15 protein-coding genes are annotated in these 17,799 nt (G+C 73.0%); 8 read left to right on the top strand and 7 right to left on the bottom strand.

From position 1 onward, the window contains the following. Positions 1-13: 13 nt before the first annotated feature. From ACWD0J_RS21850 to ACWD0J_RS21865, 4 genes are all read left to right on the top strand, one after another. On the top strand, positions 14-1,681 hold the full coding sequence (locus ACWD0J_RS21850) for an FAD-dependent monooxygenase (RefSeq protein WP_451497462.1): 1,668 nt from the start codon (positions 14-16) through the stop codon (positions 1,679-1,681). 118 nt (positions 1,682-1,799) lie between these two features. After that, complete coding sequence (locus tag ACWD0J_RS21855; protein WP_311710492.1) at positions 1,800-1,871, top strand: putative leader peptide; 72 nt, start codon at positions 1,800-1,802, stop codon at positions 1,869-1,871. Between the two features lie 51 nt (positions 1,872-1,922). After that, the gene (locus ACWD0J_RS21860; RefSeq protein ID WP_451497463.1) at positions 1,923-2,492 is read left to right on the top strand and encodes a cysteine dioxygenase; all 570 of its coding nucleotides are present in this window, start codon (positions 1,923-1,925) and stop codon (positions 2,490-2,492) included. 59 nt (positions 2,493-2,551) lie between these two features. After that, complete coding sequence (locus ACWD0J_RS21865) at positions 2,552-2,995, top strand: rhodanese-like domain-containing protein (protein WP_451497485.1); 444 nt, start codon at positions 2,552-2,554, stop codon at positions 2,993-2,995. 71 nt (positions 2,996-3,066) lie between these two features. Here ACWD0J_RS21865 and recX read toward each other — a convergent pair whose 3' ends face one another. The 4 genes from recX to ACWD0J_RS21885 all read right to left on the bottom strand — a co-directional run bounded on the left by recX (position 3,067) and on the right by ACWD0J_RS21885 (position 7,168). Then, complete coding sequence (recX, locus tag ACWD0J_RS21870) at positions 3,067-3,954, bottom strand: recombination regulator RecX (RefSeq protein ID WP_451497464.1); 888 nt, start codon at positions 3,952-3,954, stop codon at positions 3,067-3,069. A gap of 3 nt (positions 3,955-3,957) precedes the next feature. Then, positions 3,958-5,082 (bottom strand): recombinase RecA, encoded by a 1,125-nt coding sequence (gene recA, locus ACWD0J_RS21875; RefSeq protein ID WP_451497465.1) that lies wholly within the window; start codon positions 5,080-5,082, stop codon positions 3,958-3,960. Positions 5,083-5,651: 569 nt separating this feature from the next. After that, positions 5,652-6,914 carry an AI-2E family transporter gene (locus tag ACWD0J_RS21880; RefSeq protein ID WP_451497466.1) on the bottom strand — a complete coding sequence of 421 codons (1,263 nt, stop codon included), beginning with the start codon at positions 6,912-6,914 and terminating at the stop codon, positions 5,652-5,654. A gap of 59 nt (positions 6,915-6,973) precedes the next feature. After that, positions 6,974-7,168: a DUF3046 domain-containing protein gene (locus ACWD0J_RS21885; RefSeq protein ID WP_451497467.1), complete on the bottom strand. Its 195-nt coding sequence runs from the start codon at positions 7,166-7,168 to the stop codon at positions 6,974-6,976. 80 nt (positions 7,169-7,248) lie between these two features. Between ACWD0J_RS21885 and ACWD0J_RS21890 the strand changes: the two genes are divergently transcribed. Next, positions 7,249-8,193 (top strand): hypothetical protein, encoded by a 945-nt coding sequence (locus tag ACWD0J_RS21890; protein ID WP_451497468.1) that lies wholly within the window; start codon positions 7,249-7,251, stop codon positions 8,191-8,193. 452 nt (positions 8,194-8,645) lie between these two features. Here the strand turns inward: ACWD0J_RS21890 and ACWD0J_RS21895 are convergent, their stop codons facing one another. From ACWD0J_RS21895 to ACWD0J_RS21905, 3 genes are read right to left on the bottom strand one after another with little or no spacing between them, the layout of a single operon-like run. After that, positions 8,646-8,954: an AzlD domain-containing protein gene (locus tag ACWD0J_RS21895; RefSeq protein WP_451497469.1), complete on the bottom strand. Its 309-nt coding sequence runs from the start codon at positions 8,952-8,954 to the stop codon at positions 8,646-8,648. Beyond that, positions 8,951-9,697, bottom strand: a complete 747-nt coding sequence (locus tag ACWD0J_RS21900; protein ID WP_451497470.1) for an AzlC family ABC transporter permease — start codon at positions 9,695-9,697, stop codon at positions 8,951-8,953. Before ACWD0J_RS21900 ends, ACWD0J_RS21895 begins: the two co-directional genes overlap by 4 nt. Continuing rightward, positions 9,682-10,560: an AraC family transcriptional regulator gene (locus ACWD0J_RS21905; protein ID WP_451497471.1), complete on the bottom strand. Its 879-nt coding sequence runs from the start codon at positions 10,558-10,560 to the stop codon at positions 9,682-9,684. Before ACWD0J_RS21905 ends, ACWD0J_RS21900 begins: the two co-directional genes overlap by 16 nt. Positions 10,561-10,842: 282 nt before the next feature. On the opposite strand from ACWD0J_RS21905, the gene ACWD0J_RS21910 reads away from it, so the two are divergent. The 3 genes from ACWD0J_RS21910 to ACWD0J_RS21920 all read left to right on the top strand — a co-directional run bounded on the left by ACWD0J_RS21910 (position 10,843) and on the right by ACWD0J_RS21920 (position 17,716). Beyond that, a complete protein-coding gene (locus ACWD0J_RS21910) occupies positions 10,843-15,918 on the top strand; it encodes an ATP-dependent helicase (RefSeq protein WP_451497472.1) in 5,076 nt (1,691 codons plus the stop codon). Positions 15,919-16,052: 134 nt separating this feature from the next. Further along, complete coding sequence (locus tag ACWD0J_RS21915) at positions 16,053-16,901, top strand: Fpg/Nei family DNA glycosylase (RefSeq protein WP_451497473.1); 849 nt, start codon at positions 16,053-16,055, stop codon at positions 16,899-16,901. 50 nt (positions 16,902-16,951) lie between these two features. Next, positions 16,952-17,716, top strand: a complete 765-nt coding sequence (locus ACWD0J_RS21920) for an SDR family NAD(P)-dependent oxidoreductase (RefSeq protein WP_451497474.1) — start codon at positions 16,952-16,954, stop codon at positions 17,714-17,716. Positions 17,717-17,799: the final 83 nt, after the last annotated feature.

Consider the following 17,799-nt stretch of genomic DNA (forward strand, 5'->3'; position numbering starts at 1 on the left):
GGGGCGCCACGCCGTGGACCCGGTGATCATCGTCGGAGCGGGGCCCGTCGGGCTCACGCTCGCCCTGGCGCTGGCGCGTCAGGAGGTGCCCTCCGTCGTCCTCGACGAGGGGCCGGGCAAGGACGAACCGCGTCTCGCGCGCACGGTGGTGCTGCGCGAGGACACCGCCGCCCTGCTGGAACGCCTGACCGGTGTGCCGCTCGCCGGAGCCGGCGTCCACTGGGCCGGATGGCGGTCGCTGCGGCGCAAGCAGGTGATGCGCGAGGTCACGTTCGGCGCCACCGACACCGGCCCCGAGGCGCAGCCGGCCGTCGACGCCGGTCCCGCCCCGCTGCACATCGCCCAGCATGTGCTGACCGGCGCCCTGCGCGCGGCCCTCGCCCGCGAACGGCTCGTCAGGATCGCCGTGCGGAGCCGTCTCGACGGTGTCGAACAGGAACCCTCGGGCGTCACCGCCCACACCCGCGGCCCCGAGGGCACCTGGTGGCGCGGCAGTTACCTGGTCGGCTGCGACGGCCCGCGCTCGACCGTCCGCAAGCTCCAGGACATCCGCTTCCCGGGCCGTACGGCGGTGGAGCGGCACGCGGTCGCGGCTCTGCGCACGGAACTTCCGCGCCCCGGCGAGGCGTTGCTCCACCGCATGCCCCCGTGGCGCACCTCCGGCCCCTCCGCCGGCGAGATCACCGGGCGCCCTCTGCCGGAAGGGGTGTGGCGCCTCGACTGGCTGCTGCCGCCGGGCAAGGATCTGGTCACGCCCGAGCTGCTGGTGGCCCGCGTCCGGGAGACCCTGGCGGGCTGGACCGGCGGTCCGACCCCGCCGTACGAGCTCCTCGACACCGGCGTTCACATCGTCCACCACCGGCTGGCCCGCCGCTGGCGCGTGGGCCGGGTCTTCCTCGCCGGGGACGCGGCACACCTGCTCGGCGCACTCGGCACCCAGGGCCTCGACGAGGGGCTGAGGGACGCCGACAACCTCGCCTGGAAGCTGGCGCTGGCCTGGCACCACGGCCCGCACGAGGCGCTGCTCGACAGCTACCAGGCGGAGCGGCGCGCGGTCGTCGCCGCCCGGCTGCGCGCCGCCGACCAGGCGCTGCCGCTGCTGCGCGGCGGCGCCGGCCTGCGCGCGTACGTCCCCGGCTCGGCCCGCGGCGACGACGCACTGCTCACGGACGGTCACTTGGGGCGCGGAGTCCTCGGTGCGCCGGGGGCGTACGCCGACTCACCGCTCGCGCCCCGACACCTCGAAGGCGAGATCCCGGTCGACACGGAGCCCGGCGCGCCCGTCACCGATGTGCGGGTCACGGCGGAGGACGGCTCCTTCGTACGGCTGCGGGACCGCCTCGGCCGCGGCGCCCTCCTCGTCGTCCTCATCGCACCGGGCACCGGCGTCTGGGAACGCAAGCACTGGGTGACCGCCGGAATCATGCCCCGGCTGGCCGCGGCGGTGACCGCACTGCCGCACACCGCCGAGCTGCTGGTCGCCGAGGAGTACCCGGGCGCGGCCCCCCACACCGTCCTTCTCGTACGGCCCGACGGTCACCTGGTGACGGCGTTGAGCGGGGTCCGGCCGGCCGACCTGTACGCGGCGGCGGAGGCGGTGCTCGGCGGGCCGGTCGAGGCGGGGGCGGAAGCGGGAGCGGGGGCGGGGGCGGGTGCCGGGATGGGCGCCCGTTCGCGGTGACGTACGCGGTGACGTACGCGTGTGCATCGTCCTTGGGGTCACTGCGCGTCCGCATAGTGACGGTGAGTTGACCGGTCCGCACCCGCGTGGTGTACTCCGGATCGTGACCGACACCTGTGTGCACCTGTGGCGGAGGGTCCATATGGACCTCGTCCGCTATGCAGGCTGCGTGTGTCGCCCGTCCTGCTGACGTCGCTTCTCACTTCCCGCGCGCGCCCCTTCCGTGCTGCCGCGCGCCCCCATGCGAACGCCCTTCAGGACGGTGCCCGTGTCTTCCTCCCCCGCTGTTTCCGCTGTCTCCCCAGTGTCCGCTGGTTCCGCCCCCACACAGGCGGACCTTCTCGACTTCGTCCGGCGTACGGCCGCCGACGCCGAGCTGATCGACTCGCTGCCACTCGATCCGGAGGGCCGCACCTGGGTGCGGCTGGAAGGGCCCGGCGGCAGTGAGGCCTGGCTGATCGGCTGGCCGCCCGGCAGCGGCACGGGCTGGCACGACCACGCCGACTCGGTCGGCGCCTTCGTGACCGCGGCCGGTGAACTCAAAGAGCACTCCCTCGCCGCCCGGCTGCCCACCGACGGCTGGAAGACCCTGGAACTGACGGACGGCGTGGACCGGGAGCGTCGGCTGCCGACCGGACAGGGCCGCGCCTTCGGCCGCCACCACGTCCACGAGGTGCTCAACGAGTCCACCGAACGGCACGCGATCTCCGTCCACGCCTACTACCCGCCCCTGCCGCAGATCCGCCGCTACAGCCGCAGCGGGCCGATCCTTCGGCTGGAGCAGGTCGAGCGTCCGGAGGACTGGCAGTGAGCGGGGCGGGGGCGCCGGGAGTGAGCGGTGCGGGGCTGGAGGGGATCGGTGTGGCCGGCCTGTCAGAGGTGGGAGGAGCACAGGCACAGGTGCCGGGGTCGGGCGAGGCCGGCGACCGGCCGGCCGGGATCGACGAGTTGCTGGAACGGGTGCGCGAGGGCTACCGGCGGATCGAGGCGCGGGAGGCGTACGACGCCGTCCGGGCCGGGGACGCGCTGCTGGTGGACATCCGGTACGCGGCCCTGCGGGAGCGGGACGGGCTGATCCCCGGCGCCCTCGTCGTCGAACGCAACGAGCTGGAGTGGCGCCTCGATCCGCAGGGCAGCCACCGTGCCCCCGAGGCCACCAGCCACGACCTGCGGGTCGTGGTCGTCTGCAACGAGGGGTACGCCTCCAGTCTGGCGGCCGTGTCCCTGCACCGTTTGGGCCTGCGTCGGGCTACTGATCTAGTGGGCGGGTTCCAGGCGTGGAAGGCGGCGGGACTTCCGGTGACCGCGTCGTAGGCGAAGGAGCCGGGCGTGCGGCGCTCGGCGACGCCGTTCAGAACCCGACGCCGCTCCGTTCCCGACGCCGCTCAGGGCTCTTCGTCCGCGAGGAACTCCGTCTCCTCGCCCTCGTCCTCGAGCGCCTGCCGGACGACCCTCAGTGCCATGCCCTCGGGATAGCCCTTGCGGGCCAGCATGCCCGCGAGGCGGCGAAGTCGCTTGTCCCGGTCGAGGCCTCGGGTGGAGCGCAGCTTGCGGGCGACGAGCTCGCGCGCGGTCGCCTCTTCCTGCTCGGAGTCGAGCTGTGTCATGGCTGCGTCGATCAGCGTCGCGTCGACGCCTTTGGTCCGCAGTTCCTGGACGAGCGCGCGCCGGGCCAGCCCTCTGCCGTGATGCCGGGACTCCACCCACGCTTCCGCGAACGCGCTGTCGTTGATCAGGCCGACCTCTTCGAACCGTGACAGCACCTCCTCGGCGGCGTCGTCGGGGATCTCCCGCTTGCGCAGGGCGTCCGCGAGCTGCTTCCGCGTGCGCGGGGTCCCGGTGAGCAGGCGCAGGCAGATGGCCCGTGCCCGCTCGACCGGGTCCGCTGGAGGTTCCTCCTTCCCGGCCCTCGACGAGAAGGAGGAACCTCCGTCCTCACCGGACGGCTCCGCGCGACCGCGTCGACGGCGCCCGCGTGAGCCGCCCGCGCCACGAGCCCCATTTCTGGAGCGCGAGCCGCCGACCGGCACATCGGCACCGAACGCCGAGCCCCCGTCCGGCCCGTCCTCCAGCCCGCCCGGCCATCGGCCACCGCCCGCCTCGCTGTCGTACGACCCACTCGTGTCGTACGACGTCATGCGGGCGTGGCCCCCGTCCATGCCGTGGGCCGGGTCGCCGCCGCCCGGGTCGGCGGAGCCCCTGGCGCCTGTTCCGCCCCGCTCACGCGGGGCATCGGGGTAGGCGTACTCCGCCCAGTCGGTTCGCCTTGTCACGGGTCAGCTCTTGGCTGCCGTGGCCTTGGTCTTGGCCGCCTTGGCCACCGCCGGGACGGGCACCGTCTTCACGGCGTCGTCCGCGGGGGCGGAGACCGCGGCGTCGGCGCCCGGCTCGGCCGCCGGTTCCGGCCGTACCCCGACGCCCAGCTTCTCCTTGATCCTCTTCTCGATCTCGTTGGCCAGGTCGGGGTTGTCCCTCAGGAAGTTGCGCGCGTTCTCCTTGCCCTGGCCGAGCTGGTCGCCCTCGTACGTGTACCAGGCGCCGGCCTTGCGGACGAAGCCGTTCTCCACGCCCATGTCGATCAGGCCGCCTTCGCGGCTGATGCCGTGGCCGTAGAGGATGTCGAACTCGGCCTGCTTGAAGGGCGGCGCGACCTTGTTCTTGACGACCTTGACGCGGGTGCGGTTGCCGACCGCGTCGGTGCCGTCCTTCAGCGTCTCGATGCGCCGGATGTCGAGCCGCACCGAGGCGTAGAACTTCAGGGCCCGGCCACCGGTCGTGGTCTCCGGGGAGCCGAACATCACGCCGATCTTCTCGCGGAGCTGGTTGATGAAGATCGCGGTGGTCTTGGACTGGTTGAGTGCGCTGGTGATCTTCCGCAGGGCCTGGCTCATCAGACGGGCCTGCAGACCGACGTGGCTGTCGCCCATCTCGCCCTCGATCTCCGCGCGCGGGACGAGCGCCGCGACGGAGTCGATGACGATCAGGTCGAGGGCGCCGGAGCGGACGAGCATGTCCACGATCTCCAGGGCCTGCTCACCGTTGTCCGGCTGGGACAGGAGCAGGTTGTCGATGTCGACGCCGAGCTTCTGCGCGTACTCGGGGTCGAGGGCGTGCTCCGCGTCCACGAACGCGACCGTGCCGCCGGCCTTCTGGGCGTTCGCCACCGCGTGCAGGGTCAGGGTCGTCTTGCCGGAGGACTCCGGTCCGTAGACCTCGATGACACGGCCGCGCGGCAGGCCGCCGACGCCGAGGGCCACGTCGAGCGCGGTCGACCCGGTGGGGATGACCTCGATGGGCTCCCTCGTCCGGTCGCCCATGCGCATGACCGCGCCCTTGCCGAATTGCCGTTCAATCTGTGCGAGTGCGGCATCCAGGGCCTTCTCGCGGTCGGTACCTGCCATGGGTTCCACCCGATTTGCTTGAGTCGATCGCTTCACGTCAAAGACGCTAACGCCTGCCACTGACAATGGGCCTCGACGCTCGTCCGGCCTGTGGATAACTCAGGTACTTTTCCGTTCGAACCGTACCGAAGTCCCCATCGAGAGCCTCACCGGAGCCTCCATCAGAATAGATGTTCGATTTTCGTGTCAAGCGCACCACTCGGCACTCCCGGGTCTTCCAGCACCTGCTGCCTCTGCTGCGGATGCGCGGCAACCGCCGTCGGCCGAGCCGACACCCGGTCGGGACATTCCCGCGGGCCTCACAAGGCCTCTCAGCGCCTCTCGGGCTTCTCAGGCCTCCGGGGTCGCGCCGGGCCTCGCAAAGGGCTTGGGACATGACTGTCCGGCGTCACAGGACCCGGCACACACGGTCCCCCGGCCGTCGCCGAGCCCGCCGCCCTCACGGATCCGCTCGTCTCCTCACCGATCCGGCGTCGCCCTCACCGATCCGGTCGTCATCCGGGCCGCGGCCCCGTTGCCGTGCGAGGGAACGCGGGCCTGGCTGACCGGCCTTCACACAGCGGCCGGTCTCACGTCCCGCCCCGGGAGGAGCCGTCGTCCGTGGCCCGCGCCTCGGGTCGCCCCCACAGCCCGCGAGCACGCGTCAGCAGCCCCTGCCCGGTCCCCCGCCTGCGGTGCCCGTGCACCCGGGGGTCGTCCGTGACGTCGTACCGCTTCACGTACGCCCCCAGGAAGGCCTGGAGCGTGGCGATCGCCGGGATGGCGATCAGCGCGCCGACCGCGCCGAGGAGGGCGGTGCCTGCGATGACCGAGCCGAAGGCGACCGCGGGGTGGATGTCGACGGTCTTCGAGGTCAGCTTGGGCTGCAGCACGTAGTTCTCGAACTGCTGGTAGATCACCACGAAGATCAGCACCCACAGCGCGTACCAGGGGTCGACCGTGAAGGCGATCAGCATGGGCAGGGCGCCCGCGAGGTACGTGCCGATGGTGGGGATGAACTGCGAGACGAGCCCCACCCACACGGCGAGCACGGGCGCGTACGGCACGCTCAGCACCTCCAGCAGAACGTAGTGCGCGACTCCGGAGATGAGCGCCATCAGACCGCGCGAGTAGATGTAGCCGCCGGTCTTGTTCACGGCGATCTCCCACGCGCGCAGTACCTCGGCCTGCTTGGCGGGCGGCAGGACGGAGCAGAGCGCGCGGCGCAGCCGGGGCCCGTCCGCGGCGAAGTAGAACGAGAAGAGCGCGATCGTGAGCAGCTGGAACAGCCCGCCGAGTACCTGGGCGGACACGTCCAGGACGCCGGTGGCGCTGTTCTGGACGTAGTTGCGCAGCCAGTCGGAGCGCAGCAGCCCCTCTTGGACGTCCACCCGTCTCAACTCGGTCTTGAAGTGGGCGTTGATCCAGCTGATGACCGAGTCGAGATAGTTCGGGAAGTCCTCGACGATCTTGATGATCTGGCCCGCGAGCATGGAGCCGAGCAGTGTGACGAAGCCCGCGGCGACGATCAGCAGGCCGAGGAAGACGATTCCGGTGGCCAGCCCCCTGCGCATGCCGCGCGAGGCCATCCAGCTCACCGCGGGTTCGATGGCCAGGGCCAGGAAGAACGCGATGAGGACGTTGATCAGCAGACCCGTGAGCTGGTGAAAGGCCCAACTGCCCAGCTGGAACACGGCGACGAGGGCGAGGGCGAGCACCATGGCACGCGGCAGCCAGCGTGGCATGCGCGCGTTCGGCCCGGCGGCGCCGGCGGCCGGGGGCCGGTTGGGCGGGGTCGCGCCGAACGGCGATGCGGGCTGGGTGACCTGTTCGGTCTCGTCAGTGGGTGCCACGGTGCAAGTCTCGCCCACGTGACCGACAATCCGCTGCCGTGCTGCGATCTTGTGACCGATCAGTGCCTCTCGCGCGGAACGTTCATCACGGTGCAGATCACACGCCACACGTCCTTGGCGTCCCAGCCCGCGTTCAGCGCCTCGTGCACCGTCCTCCCGCCGAGTTCCGTCATCACGTGGTCGCGCGCGAAGGTGTCGGCGTAGCCCGGACCGAAGTGATCCGCCATCCGCTGCCAGAAGACCGTCAACCGCATGACTCCAGTATCCCGCCCCTGAGGGTGGGCCTGAGCCGGGACCACTTGCCGAGACCGCTTTCCGTCCTACGGTCTGACGCATGGCCGAATCAGGAGCTTCCCCACTCCCCCAGACGCCCCCGGCGCACTCCCCGCTCGCCCGCGCCGAGCGCTTCGTCTGGCTCACCGCGCGCGTGCTGGAACAGCGTCTTTTCGCGTACCACTTCCTGAGCGCGGACGCCGACCCGGTGGAGACGGCGCTGGACGCCTACCGCAACGCGGACGGCGGGTACGGTCACGCGCTGGAGCCCGACCTGCGCGGCCCGGTCAGCCAGCCGCTGCACACCGGTCACGCCCTGCGGGTCCTGGACGCCATCGGACGCTGCGGCGGCCAGCGCGTGGAGCGCGTGTGCCGCTATCTGACCTCCGTGACCACCCCGGACGGTGCCCTGCCGGCGATCCACCCCAGTCAGCGCGGCTACCCGGCGGCCCCTTTCATCCCGATCCTGGACGACCCGCCGAGCGAACTCCTCGCCACCGGACCGGTGGTGGGTCTCCTGCACCGCAACGAGGTGTGGCACGCCTGGCTGTTCCGGGCGACGGACTTCTGCTGGCAGGCGGTCGAGTCCCTGAAGCAGTCCCATCCGTACGAGATCCAGGCCGCCGTGACCTTCCTGGACTCCGTTCCCGACCGCCCGCGCGCGGAGGCGGCCGCCGACCGTCTGGGCCGTCTGGTGCGCGAGCACCGGCTCGCGGTGCTGGACCCGGACCGCCTCGACGCGTACCCGGTCGCGCCCGGTTACGCCCCCGGGGAGCACCACTTCCCGTACGACTACGCGCGGACGCCGGACTCACTCGCGCGCGCGTGGTTCACGGACGACGAGATGGCCCGCTCCCTGGACTTCCTGGCCGGCGCACAGCAGGAGGACGGCGGCTGGCCGATCCGCTGGCGCCAGTGGGCTCCGGGCACGGCCCTGGAGGCCCGCCCCATGCTGACGATCGAGGCGCTGCGCACCTTGCACGCGTATGGCCGTCCCCTGCATTGAGGCACCGCGGCCGCCGGACCGGAGGCACCGCGGCCTCCGGACGAGTCCCGCCCGTCGTCCGCGTCGCGCGCCACACCAGCACGGCGCGCAGCGCCCGTGGTCCTGCTGCCAGGACGGAGGCGCGGCACAGGCGCGGAACCAGCACCAGCACCAGCACCAGCCCCAGCACCAGCCCCAGCACCAGGTGAACCGTAGAGGCCGAGCCGGCCCGGCGAGCAGCCGCACACCGGAGAGCACACCTTCCGCGTACATACTGCTCGGCCTCCAGGGCTGCCCCCTCCCCAGGCCGGTCCCGGCGACGGCGTGCCAAGCCGCCTGGACGGCTCCGGCAGTCCACCACGGGTTCGACCGGCACCGCCTCCTCCCCGGGCCGCGCCGGTTTCGCGAGCCCTGTCACACGGCCCACGAGGTACGCGGGCACACCTGCGGCGGGACAGACCCGGGACGGCGGCTCAGCCGCTCATCGCCCGCACCCCGGCGGTCACTCCCACCGCGGCGGCCACGACGAGTAGGAAGGGCGCCCGCAAGGCCAGCGCCACGGCGGCGGCGGCGAGTCCCGCGGCCCGTGCGTCGATCACCAGCTCGCGCCCGTCGGCGAACGTCTGCTGGGCCGTGAGAGCGGCCAGCAGCGCTACGGGCAGCAGCGCGGCGAGACGCCTGACGAGAGGTCGCTCAAGGGCACCGGCGGGCACGAGCAGCCCGACGAGCTTGACGACGTAGCACCCGAGAGCGGTCACTCCGATGGCGATCCAGACGTTCAACGGTCACCCTCCTGAGCGTCGCCCCGGCCCCCGTCGCCCCTACGACGCCCCTCCGCCCACAGCACGACCGGCGCCGCGAGCGCGGCCGCCAGGACGGGCACCCCGGCGGGCAGCACGGGCAGCAGGCCGAGCCCCAGCAGAACCGCGAGCCCGGCGACGGCCCGCTCCGTCCCGGTCCGCAGCATGGGCGCCAGCAGCGCCAGGAAGACGGCGGGCCCGGCCGCGTCGAGCCCCCAGGCGTCGGTGTCCCCGATGGCCTCGGCACCCAGCGCGCCGAGCAGTGTGGTGAGGTTCCACAGCACATACAGGCTGAGCCCTGTGACGGCGAACCCGATCCGCACGCTCCGCCTCGTGGGCTGAGCCAGCGCCACCGCCGCCGTCTCATCGATGACCCACTGGGCGGCGAACGGCCGCACCGCGCGCGGGAGGGCGAGCAACTGCGACAACCGCAACCCGTAGAAGGCGTTGCGCACACCGAGGAAGAAAGCCCCGGCGGCAGCGGTCAGCGGATTCCCGCCCGCCGCGAGCGCTCCCACCAACGCGAACTGCGACGCGCCCGTGAACACCAGGAGGCTGAGCGCGCAGGTCTGCAACAGCGTGAGCCCGCTCCCTGCCGAGGTCACCCCGAAGGCGAACCCGGACAGTCCCACGGCCACCCCGACCCCGAGTGCGTCCCTGACGACGGCGGAGTCGGGTTTGTGTCCACCGTCACGTATGTCTGCGAGAGCTATCTGTTCTGCCACGCCCCGGAGGATAGAAGCGGCCGCCGCCGCGCGTCTTGTACGTTCTTGCGCTCCCGCCGGTACGCCCCCGGAGGCACACCCACGATCCGCGAGAAGTGCCGGTTCAGATGCGGCTGGTCCGTGAACCCCACCGCGACGGCCGCCTCCGCGGGCGTCGTCCCCGCGTCCAGCAGCCTCCGCGCCCGCCGCACCCGCGCATCGGTCAGCCAGGCATGCGGCGGCATCCCGTACGCCTCCCGGAACGCCCGCAGCAACGCGAACGGACTGGTCCCCAGATCCCCGGCCAGCCGCTCCAGGGTCGGCGGCTCGGCCAACCGCTCCTCCAGCACGGCCCGCGCGCGGGCCGCGACCCGAGCACCCGCCGTCCGCACGTCCCGCTGCGGCAGCGCGCCACCGTTCAACCGCAGCAACCGCGTCACGGCAACCCGCAACAACGTGTCGGCGGCCAGCGCGTGCCCCTCCTCCGCCGCACGCAGCACCTGGTGCACCAGTCCCACGGCGTACGGATCGTCCAGCACCGGCCGGACGAACCCCGGCGTCCCCCGGATCACCGTGGTCTCGGCAGCGATCTCCGCCACCACCTCCGGCGACGGATACACCGCCCCGTACCGCCACCCCTCGGGCACCCCGGCCCGCCCCGTGTGCGCCGTGTCCGGATTGACCAGTGCCAGCGCCCCGGCTCCTACGTACTGATCGGCCCCACGATGATGGAAGACCTCGACCCCGTCGGCGATGGCGGCGATGACGAACTGCTCATGGGTGTGCCGCACGAAGGTCTTGCGCACATACCGCGCCCGCAACAGATCGACCCCGGGCAACTCGGCGTACCGCCAGTGCCGCGCCAGCTCACCCGAACCCGCCATGACCCCATTGTCCGCCACGGCTGTCCACGCCCAGCGCACGCGGCAGCCGCGTACGGCGGGAAGGGGCGCGGCCCCGCTCCCCACCACCACCGGATGCGCTGCACGCGCCCCCGCCCACCCGCACAGACCGCCGCAGGCACCACACGCCCACCCCCGCAACCCGCAGGCTCGCCACCCGACCCAGCACGCCCCGCAGCCGCCCACAACCACCCCACCCGCCCCGCAGACAAGCCGTTCCCGCAGGTCAACCACATTGTCAGTCCCGAGGTGCAGGATGGACACATGGTCAGCTCCGCACACCGAGCCCTGGACGGCTTCTCCCCCGCGACCCGCGGCTGGTTCACGGGTGCCTTCGACGCGCCCACCGCCGCCCAGACCGGCGCGTGGCAGGCCATCGCGGCGGGCTCGGACGTGCTGGTCGTAGCCCCCACCGGTTCCGGCAAGACCCTGGCCGCCTTCCTCGCCGCCCTCGACCAGCTCGCCTCCACACCCCCACCCGCCGACCCCAGGAAGCGCTGTCGCGTCCTGTACGTCTCCCCGCTCAAGGCCCTCGCCGTCGACGTGGAGCGCAACCTCCGCAGTCCCCTCACCGGCATCCGCCAGGAATCCGTACGCCGGGGCCTGCCCGAGCCGGAGATCAAGGTCGGCATCCGCTCCGGCGACACCCCCGCCGCCGAGCGCCGCGCCTTGTCCACCCGTCCCCCGGACATCCTGATCACCACCCCGGAGTCCCTGTTCCTGATGCTGACCTCGGCCACCCGCGAGGCGCTGACGGGCATCGAGACGGTGATCCTCGACGAGGTGCACGCCGTCGCCGGCACCAAGCGCGGCGCCCACCTGGCCCTCTCCCTGGAGCGCCTGGACGAGCTCCTGCCGAGGCCGGCCCGGCGTATCGGCCTCTCCGCGACGGTCCGCCCGGTCGACGAGGTCGCCCGCTACCTCTCGCCCCGCCGCAAGGTGGAGATCGTCCAGCCGAAGTCTGGCAAGGAGTTCGACCTCTCGGTCGTCGTCCCAGTCGAGGACCTCGGCGAACTGGGCGGCTCCCCGGTCGCCGACGGCTCCGAGGGCGCGGAGCGCCCGTCGATCTGGCCGCACGTCGAGGAGCGGATCACCGACCTCGTCCAGGCCCACCGCTCGACGATCGTGTTCGCCAACTCCCGCCGCCTCGCCGAGCGGCTCTGCAACCGGCTCAACGAGATCGCCTACGAACGAGCCACCGGCCGGCCCCTGGACGAACACCACGCCCCCGCCCAGCTCATGGGCGGCTCGGGCGCGGCCCAGGGCGCACCCCAGGTCATCGCCCGCGCCCACCACGGCTCGGTCTCCAAGGAGCAGCGTGCCCTCGTCGAGGAGGACCTCAAAGCCGGCCGCCTCCCCGCCGTGGTCGCCACCTCCAGCCTCGAACTCGGCATCGACATGGGCGCGGTCGACCTGGTCATCCAGGTCGAGTCACCGCCGTCCGTCGCCTCCGGCCTCCAGCGCGTCGGCCGTGCGGGACACCAGGTGGGGGCCGTCTCCACCGGTGTGGTCTTCCCGAAGTACCGCGGCGACCTGGTGCAAGCGGCGGTCGTCACCGAACGCATGCGCACCGGTTCCATCGAGTCGCTGAAGGTCCCGGCCAACCCCCTGGACGTCCTGGCCCAGCAGATCGTCGCGATGACCTCGATGGACACCTGGCAGCTGGACGACCTGCTCGCCATGGTCCGCCGGGCCGCCCCCTTCGCCTCGCTGCCCGAGTCCGCCTTCACGGCCGTCCTCGACATGCTCGCCGGCCGCTACCCGTCCGACGCCTTCGCGGAGCTGCGCCCGCGCGTGGTCTGGGACCGGGTGGCCGGGACGATCACCGGCCGCCCCGGCGCCCAGCGCCTCGCCGTCACCTCCGGCGGCACGATCCCCGACCGCGGCCTCTTCGGCGTCTTCCTGGTCGGCTCCGACCCGAAGAAGGGCGGCGGCCGGGTCGGCGAACTCGACGAGGAGATGGTCTACGAGTCCCGGGTGGGCGACGTCTTCACCCTCGGCACCAGCTCCTGGCGGATCGAGGACATCACCCGCGACCGCGTCCTGGTCACTCCCGCGCCCGGTGTCCCGGGCAGGCTCCCCTTCTGGAAGGGCGACCAGCTGGGCCGCCCCCTCGAACTGGGCCGCGCGGTGGGCGCGTTCCTGCGCGAGGTGGGCTCCCTCTCCAAGGAGGACGCCCGTCTCCGCCTGCTCGCCGCGGGCCTCGACACCTGGGCCGCGGACAACGTGCTGTCCTATCTGGACGAGCAGCGGGAAGCCTGCGGCCACATCCCGGACGACCGCACGATCGTCGTGGAGCGCTTCCGCGACGAACTCGGCGACTGGCGGGTCGTCGTCCATTCCCCCTTCGGCGCCCAGGTGCACGCCCCGTGGGCACTGGCCCTCGGCGCCAAGCTCTCCGAGCGGTACGGCATGGACGCCCAGGTCATGCACGCCGACGACGGCATCGTCCTACGGCTGCCCGACGCCGACCTCATGGGCCTGGACCTGCTCGACCAGGAGCCGATGAAGGCCGGTACGGCGTTCGACACCGAGCAGGCACCCGTCGGCGCGGCGGACGTCGTGTTCGACAAGGGCGAGGTCGACCAGGTCGTCACCGACCAGGTCGGCGGCTCGGCCCTGTTCGCGTCCCGTTTCCGCGAGTGCGCCGCCCGCGCGCTGCTGCTGCCGCGCCGCAACCCGGGCAAGCGAACCCCGCTCTGGCAGCAGCGCCAGCGCGCCGCCCAACTGCTCCAGGTGGCCAGCGAGTTCGGCTCGTTCCCGATCGTCCTGGAAGCCGTCCGCGAGTGCCTCCAGGACGTCTTCGACGTCCCCGGCCTGGTCGAGCTGATGGGCGACCTGGAGTCCCGCAAGGTGCGCCTGGTCGAGGTCACCACCCCCGAGCCCTCCCCCTTCGCCCGCTCCCTCCTCTTCGGATACGTCGCCCAGTTCCTGTACGAGGGGGACTCACCGCTCGCCGAGCGCCGCGCCGCCGCCCTCTCCCTGGACTCGCGTCTGCTGGCGGAACTGCTCGGCCAGGCGGAGCTGCGCGAACTGCTCGACGCCGAGGTGCTGACCGAGCTGGAGCGGGAGCTCCAGTGGCTCACCGAGGACCGTCGCGTCAAGGACGCCGAAGGCGTTGCCGACATCCTGCGCCTCCTCGGCCCGCTCACGGCCGCCGAACTGGCCGAGCGGGGCGCCGAGCCCCAGTGGGCCGAGGAGCTGGCCGCCGCCCGCCGGGTGATCCGCGTCCGTATCGCCGGCGCCGACCACTGGGCGACGATCGAGGACGCGGGCCGTCTGCGCGACGCGCTCGGCACCGCCCTGCCGGTCGGCGTGCCGGAGGCGTTCATGGAGCCCGTCAAAGATCCGCTGGGCGACCTCCTCGCGCGCTATGCCCGCACCCACGGCCCGTTCACCTCGGCCATGGCCGCGGACCGCTTCGGCCTGGGCGTGGCCGTCACCGAGGGCGCCCTCCAGCGGCTCGCGGCGACCGGCAGGGTCGTGCAGGGCGAGTTCCATCCGGCCGGGATCGGCCAGGAGTGGTGCGACGCGACGGTCCTGCGCCGCCTCCGCCGCCGTTCCCTGGCGGCCCTGCGCCACGAACTGGAACCGGTGCCGCCGCCCGCCCTCGCCCAGTTCCTCCCTCAGTGGCAGCACATCGGCAAGGGCCACGGCCTGCGCGGCATCGACGGGCTGGTGCGGGCAGTGGAGCAGTTGCAGGGCGCTTCCGTACCCGCGTCCGCCCTGGAGAAACTCGTCCTGCCGTCCCGTGTCGCGCACTACACACCCGCGATGCTCGACGAACTCACCGCCGCCGGAGAGGTCGTCTGGGCCGGAGCGGGCTCCCTCCCCGGCAAGGACGGCTGGGTCTCCCTCTACCTGGCCGATGCGGCCCCCCTGCTCCTCCCGCCGCCCCACCCCCTGGAACTGACGGCGCTCCACCAGTCCGTCCTGGACGCTCTCTCCGGCGGCTACGGCCTGTTCTTCCGCCAGATCGCCGACCAGGTCCGCGCCACCACCCACCCCGACGTCACAGATCCCCAACTGGCCGACGTCCTCTGGGACCTGGCCTGGTCCGGTCGGCTCACGAACGACACGCTGGCACCCATGCGTTCCCTGCTGGGTTCCGGCCGCACCGCGGGCTCCACCGCCCACCGCGCCAAGCGCACGATCCCGCGCGGGCGCTACGGCTCGCTGACCGCCGCCGCACGCCCCGCGTCCCGCAGCGGGCCACCGACCGTCGCCGGCCGCTGGTCCCTGCTCCCGGACCGCGAGACCGACCCCACGGTCCGCGCCCACGCCCTGGCCCGCGTCCTCCTCGACCGGCACGGCGTGGTGACCCGGGGAGCCGTCTCCGCGGAGGGCGTGGAAGGAGGCTTCTCGGCGGTGTACCGCATCCTGTCCGCCTTCGAGGACAGCGGCCAGGCCCGCCGCGGCTACGTGGTGGAGGGCCTCGGCGCCGCCCAGTTCGCGATGGACGGCGCGGTCGACCGTCTCCGCGCGGTGGCCAACGCCCGCGACCGCGGCGAAACCCTGCCGCCACCCCAGGCCGACGGCTTCACCCCCTACGCAGGCACCGCACCCGACGGCGTCACCCCCCGCCCGGGCGCCACTGCCGACGGCTTCGCCCGGGCCACCGGCGTCGCCCCCGACGGCTCGGATCCGTACGTCGACTTCCCCCCCGAGAGCTTCGGCCCTCTCCCGCACCTCTCCCCGGACGCCTTCGCCACACCCGGCCCCTTCGCCACCGACGGGCAGGACCCAGCCCCCGGCCGCACCGCCCCCGCCGATCCCGGCTCCGGCGACGACTGGCCCCCCTTCCCGCCCTCCACCTCGCGCAGCGAGTGGACGTCCCCCCGCGACCTCGCCCCACCGACCGGCCCAGACTCCGGTTCCAGATCCGGGTCCGCCTTCGACTCCCCGTACGGAGCCCCGGGTGCCCCCGGCCACCGCCGCCCCGCCCCCGACTCCCGAGCCGTGGTCCTCGCCGCCGCCGATCCGGCGAACGCGTACGGTGCCGCCCTTCCCTGGCCGGAGCCCCCGACCGGCGCCGGCCACAAACCGGGCCGCAAGGCGGGCTCCCTGGTGGTGCTCGTCGACGGCGAGCTGACGCTCTACATGGAACGCGGCGGCAAGACCCTGCTGGCCTGGCCCTCCCACCCCGACGGCACCGGCACCGACGACCCCCGCCTGCGCGCCGCCGCGGAGTCCCTGGCCACAGCCGCCAAAGCCGGCTCCCTCGGCACGGTCACCGTGGAGCGCGTCAACGGCGCCTCGGCCCTGACGTCGCCCATCGGCACCCTGCTGGAAGGCGCGGGTTTCATCGCCACCCCCCGCGGCCTCCGCCTGCGAGCGTGAACCCGCGAAGCCCGCACCGAGCCCCGCCGGCAGGGCGCCCGAGTCCTCACCCACACCACCGCACCCCACCGACCGCCACCCCGCACCCATGTCAGCCCCGCCCGCGCCACCCCCTCCCATGCCACCCTTGACCCATGCCCGAAGGTGACACGGTCTGGCAGGCCGCGAGGCGGCTGCACACCGCCCTCGCGGGCAAGGTGCTGACCCGGAGCGACCTCCGCGTCCCCACGTACGCCACCGCCGACCTCACCGGCCGCACCGTCCTGGACGTCACCCCGCGCGGCAAGCACCTGCTCACCCGCGTCGAGGGCGGCCTCACCCTCCACTCGCACCTGCGGATGGACGGCTCCTGGAAGGTGTTCTCCAACGACCAGCGCTGGACCGGCGGCCCCACCCACCAGATCCGCGCGATCCTCGGCACCGCCGACCGCACGGCGGTCGGCTACCGCCTCCCCGTACTGGAGCTCCTGCGCACCGCCGACGAGCACCGCGCCGTGGGCCACCTCGGCCCCGACCTCCTGGGCCCGGACTGGGACCCGGACCAGGCCCTGGCCAACCTCCTCGCCGATCCCGCCCGCCCCCTCGGCGAGGCCCTGCTCGACCAGCGCAATCTCGCCGGCATCGGCAACGTCTACAAGAGCGAGCTCTGCTTCCTCCTCGGTGTCACCCCATGGCTCCCCGTCGCCGCCCTCCCCGGCGACCGCGCCGCGTACCTGCCCGTGCTCGCCAAGAAGCTCCTGGAGGTCAACCGAGACCGCCCGGTCCGCGCCACGACGGGCCGCCGCGGCCAGGACCTGTTCGTGTACGGCCGCGCACCCCGCCCCTGCCTCCGCTGCCGCACGCCCATTCGCGTGGCCGACCAGGGCGACGGCTCCCGCGAACGCCCCACATACTGGTGCCCGACCTGCCAGACGGGTCCCACCCCGGCACCGGGCGCCCGCCGTGCGACCCGGACCCGGCCCCGCACCGGCCCGTACGACTGACCGCCCCACAGCAATTGACGGCCCGTCAGAAACCCTCGTACCGTCCCTTCATGGCCGTCAGCGCGTACGACCTCACCGGACGCACCGCCTTCGTCACCGGCGCCGCCGGCGGAATCGGCCGCGCCTCAGCTGTCCTGCTGGCCCAGGCCGGTGCCGCCGTGCACTGCGCGGACCTCGACGCACCCGGCCTGGAGGAGACGGCGAGGACCATCAAGGGCGCCGGCGGCATCTGCCACGCCCACCGCGTCGACGTCACCGACCGCGACCAGCTCCGTCGGGCCGTCACCTCCTGCGGGCGCCTGGACGTGATGGCCGCGATCGCCGGAATCATGCACAGCAGCCCGGTACTGGAGACCCGGGACGAGGACCTCGACCGGGTACTGAACGTCAATTTCAAGGGAGTTCTGTACGCCTGCCAGGAGGCCGCCCGTCTGATGCTGGCCGGGGACGTCAGGGGCAGCATCGTCACCATGGCGTCGGGCGCCGTGGACACCGGCGGCCCCGGTCTGCTCTGCTACGGCGCGAGCAAGGCGGCCGTCGTCCAGTTGACGAAGACACTGGCGACCGAGGTCGGCCGGCACGGCATCCGCGTCAACGCGGTCGCCCCGGGCTGGATCCGCACCCCCATGACCGACCGCCATGACCCCGAGGCGCAGGCGCACACCGAGGCGCTGATGGCCCGGATGTCCCCGCTGGGCCGGGTCGGCGAACCGGAGGACATCGCCCACGCCGTGCTCCACCTGGCCTCCGACGCCTCGGCCTTCACCACGGGCCAGATCCTCCGTCCGAACGGCGGGGTGGCCATGCCGTGGTAACGCCACCCGATTCCCCAGCAGCCCCGCCAAACGCCGCCGGCGAAACCCGCCCCTCACTTCCGGCGCAGCCCACCCGACGCACT

The organism is Streptomyces sp. NPDC003011 (assembly GCF_053591515.1).

Coding starts and splice junctions, on each gene's coding strand:
- ACWD0J_RS21860 (WP_451497463.1), top strand. CDS start 1,923: ATGCGAACGCCCTTCAGGACGGTGCCCGTGTCTTCCTCCCCCGCTGTT.
- ACWD0J_RS21915 (WP_451497473.1), top strand. CDS start 16,053: ATGCCCGAAGGTGACACGGTCTGGCAGGCCGCGAGGCGGCTGCACACC.
- ACWD0J_RS21890 (WP_451497468.1), top strand. CDS start 7,249: ATGGCCGAATCAGGAGCTTCCCCACTCCCCCAGACGCCCCCGGCGCAC.
- ACWD0J_RS21910 (WP_451497472.1), top strand. CDS start 10,843: ATGGTCAGCTCCGCACACCGAGCCCTGGACGGCTTCTCCCCCGCGACC.
- ACWD0J_RS21885 (WP_451497467.1), bottom strand. CDS start 7,168: ATGCGGTTGACGGTCTTCTGGCAGCGGATGGCGGATCACTTCGGTCCG.
- ACWD0J_RS21905 (WP_451497471.1), bottom strand. CDS start 10,560: ATGGCGGGTTCGGGTGAGCTGGCGCGGCACTGGCGGTACGCCGAGTTG.
- ACWD0J_RS21920 (WP_451497474.1), top strand. CDS start 16,952: ATGGCCGTCAGCGCGTACGACCTCACCGGACGCACCGCCTTCGTCACC.
- recA (WP_451497465.1), bottom strand. CDS start 5,082: ATGGCAGGTACCGACCGCGAGAAGGCCCTGGATGCCGCACTCGCACAG.